This is a genomic window from Pseudomonas amygdali, from assembly GCF_002699855.1.
Lineage (GTDB): Bacteria > Pseudomonadota > Gammaproteobacteria > Pseudomonadales > Pseudomonadaceae > Aquipseudomonas > Aquipseudomonas amygdali.
Genome location: NZ_LKBW01000149.1, coordinates 1 through 3,189 on the forward strand (window position 1 = coordinate 1; position 3,189 = coordinate 3,189).

Here is a 3,189-nt window from a genome sequence, read left to right on the forward strand (position 1 = left end):
CATTGCTGCGGATCCAACTCCCCAACGATGCACTGACCATCAGGAAATTGCGCTTAACTGACTTCCCTGTTCCATTGCTCCCCAGACCCCGTAACCACTCTGGTGATGTTTTCCGACAGAGTTTTCGGGGATTCCGGGGGTACAGCCCCTACTTGATGCTTTTGTTGATGCAAGTCAATGACAGGGGCTCTTGGTTTTGCGCTTGTGGAACCTGATGGGTATGAACGCCAACCAAAGGCTGCGTTACCTAAAAATCACGAGAAAAGACAAGTCAACATTAGCAGAGCTTAACTTTCTCCCCGCAAAAAGGCATGGAATGTCTTATGAAGCTTTCAATTGCATGCATTGGAGCGCTTATTTTTGGAGAGTTTCTGCTTGAAATTGGCCTTCCCACTACTGACCATGTGCTTGTTAAAGCGGGGCTTTTGGCGCTTAGCGCGTCAATTGCACTCTTCCTGGCGGAATTGGGCTTGGCGGCCATGAAGGTTCTTCGTGACCAAGCATGTCCAGCCGCTACACCGCTTGGCCGAATCAGTAGAGGCTCGTCCATGTCCGCCTCCAGGCAATCAATAAGAAAGGAAAGCGCTATGCTTGTTCTGACTCGCCGTGAAGGTGAAAATATTCTGATTGAGGATGGGATTCAGATCCAAGTTCTCGCTATTTCAGAGTTCGATCAGATTGTGTGTATCGGGATTGAAGCACCGAACGTCGCATCGTTCAATGCAGAGACATTGACAGAAAGGTAACTGAACACAAGCCCAGGCCTGCCATCATTCATAAGTGTCGGTGGCGCTCATTGGTCAAAAAATAGGTAGGAAAGCTTTCATGAACATGCAATCTTTCATTACGGCGGGGCAAAAATACGGTGCCCGCACGTTTCGGCACGTATTCTGGATAGCCACTTCCGTGGGTATTTCGCTTACTGTCACTTTACCCACGCAGGCGGCCAGCGACGCTGCAGTAGTCACGTCCTGGGGCAGGGTAAGCGAGCCATCCAGCCCGCCAGTTTGTAAGCAGATACAGGCCACACTAACGCCCAGGAACGGCTCACTGGACAGTGTCGACAGTGCGGCGCTCGACTCCCGACCTGACCAGGACAGAATCCAGAGTGCAATCGACGGTTGTGCCGCCGGACAAGCCGTCCAGCTTGTCAAGGGCACAGGTGACAACTCAGCGTTCCTCAGCGGTCCTCTGCAACTGAAGTCCGGCGTTACGCTGTGGGTCGACGAGGGCGTTACGCTTTTCGCGTCACGCAACCCCAAAGACTATGACAACGGCAAGGGCACCTGCGGAGTGACCACGGTCGCCAATCAGGACGCCTGCAGCTCGCTGATTTCTGCAAAAAACACCCGCGCCAGCGGCGTGATAGGAAAAGGCGTGATTGATGGTCGCGGCGGGAGTCTGCTTACCTCAGGGGCAAATGCCAATCTGCGTAGCTGGTGGGACCTTGTTTACCAGAAGANCCTGATTCAGGTCAGTGGGGGGACAGACTTTGTCATCCAGGGGCTAACGCTGCAAAACGCGCCGGCCTTCAACATTGTGACTGACGGCGTGACAGGGGTGACTGTCTGGGGGATCAAGATTTTGAATCCCAGCCGCGTCTATACGGTTGAGGGTTATCACTGCCCGACCGGTTCGACGCCCGACCAGAAGACACCGGGCACCTGCTTTACCCCGGAAACCGTGAAGAACACCGATGGCTTCGACCCCGGCCAATCAAACAAGGTACTGCTGGCCTACTCCTATATCAGTACAGGCGATGACAACGTAGCGATAAAGTCCAGCCGCCTCCCCGGCAGCCGGGACCTGATGTTCGCGCACAATCACTTCTACTATGGGCACGGCTTGTCCATCGGCAGTGAAACCAACGGCGGCGTACACAATGTCAGCGTTGTGGATCTGGCAGCAGATGGCGCAGACAGCCAAGACGGCATTGGACTGAGAATAAAGTCAGGAGCCAAGAGCGGAGGAGCCGTAGACAGCGTCAGCTACGCGAACATATGCATGCGCAACGTCAAATTCCCGCTGGTGTTCGACACTCACTATGGCAGCGCCAGCGGAACCTCGTACCCTGACTTCAGCGGTATCACTGTCAAAGGCTTCCACTACTTGGGCAGCCCGAGATTCGGTGGCGGCAAAACGACGTTTGGCGGCTACAACGACAACGGCCAGAAACGCCCGATTTCCATCACGCTGGATAACGTTGTCTTTGACGGAACCCAACCCAGCTTCACCGGACTCACCTCGACCCACTTCATATTGGGGCCTGGACCGGTCAGTTTCGCCAACAAACTGGTGCCTTCGATAAAGGATGACATCACGGTGACCGGAAGTCCTGGTAACGGAACACCGGTCGATTGCACGGCAGCGTTCGTACCGATGAAATCCGTGGTGCCTGAGGCTCCGTTCTAGGGGGCCGGGGAGCAATGGAACAGCCAACCGACTTAAGGAGCCGCAGGACTCTCCTGCGCTCACGGTATTTAATTGCACTTTCTGTTCCATTGCACCCCTGACCCCAAAAATGGGGTTTGGGGATCAGTGCATTCGAGCTGTCATGTCCACGCCCAAGGCTCTCATTACCGTCAACATGGTTTTTAAGGTTGGATTGACCGGTAAAGCTGCTCTCGAGACAGACCTGTCTCACGCGCAAGCTCGGTCATCCCTTTGGCCCTTGCGACAACCCCCATAGCCTTCACGATGTACTCCGCATCCCCCGTCTCAAAGGCGTCAGAGATAAAAATCGCGATTGCTTCAATGCATAGGAATTTCAAAATGCCTATGTGTAGCGGCCTGCAATCGAAATGGCCCGGACCTGCAATCATCGCGTTTTTCGACCAGGATTGATTGCATCTATCCGAGCCAGCAAACCGGGATTATTTGCGAATGAACCTGCGTTCTTGATCGCATCGTTCAGCACTTTAGCCGAGACGAACTTGACGACTTTCTTGGCAGCGATTTCGATGGCGGCACCAGTCGAAGGGTTGCGGCCAGTGCGTGCTGGACGCTCTGCCACTTTCAATTTGCCGATGCCCGGTAGAGTGATTTCTGCACCGCTTTCCAGTTGGTCGGCAACGATCTGTCCCAATTGCTGAACAGGGCAGCCTGCGGCTGCAAATTGTGGGATTTTGAAATCGGTTATCATAGCCGAAATTGAGTCGATCCCTCCTCAGCACAGGCTTACACATGGCG

General features: G+C 54.1%; 1 protein-coding gene and 3 pseudogenes. 2 read left to right on the forward strand and 2 right to left on the reverse strand.

The window, feature by feature from the left end:
• Positions 1 to 587: 587 nt before the first annotated feature.
• Both AO277_RS12215 and AO277_RS12220 read left to right on the forward strand, forming a co-directional pair.
• Positions 588 to 811 (forward strand): annotated as a pseudogene (locus tag AO277_RS12215) (carbon storage regulator).
• Positions 812 to 825: 14 nt separating this feature from the next.
• Complete coding sequence (locus AO277_RS12220) at positions 826 to 2,412, forward strand: glycoside hydrolase family 28 protein (RefSeq protein WP_257214220.1); 1,587 nt, start codon at positions 826 to 828, stop codon at positions 2,410 to 2,412.
• A gap of 123 nt (positions 2,413 to 2,535) precedes the next feature.
• Here the strand turns inward: AO277_RS12220 and AO277_RS12225 are convergent.
• Positions 2,536 to 2,780: pseudogene (locus AO277_RS12225) on the reverse strand (addiction module antidote protein).
• Positions 2,781 to 2,818: 38 nt separating this feature from the next.
• Positions 2,819 to 3,094 (reverse strand): annotated as a pseudogene (locus AO277_RS12235) (HU family DNA-binding protein); the annotation flags it as partial.
• Positions 3,095 to 3,189: the final 95 nt, after the last annotated feature.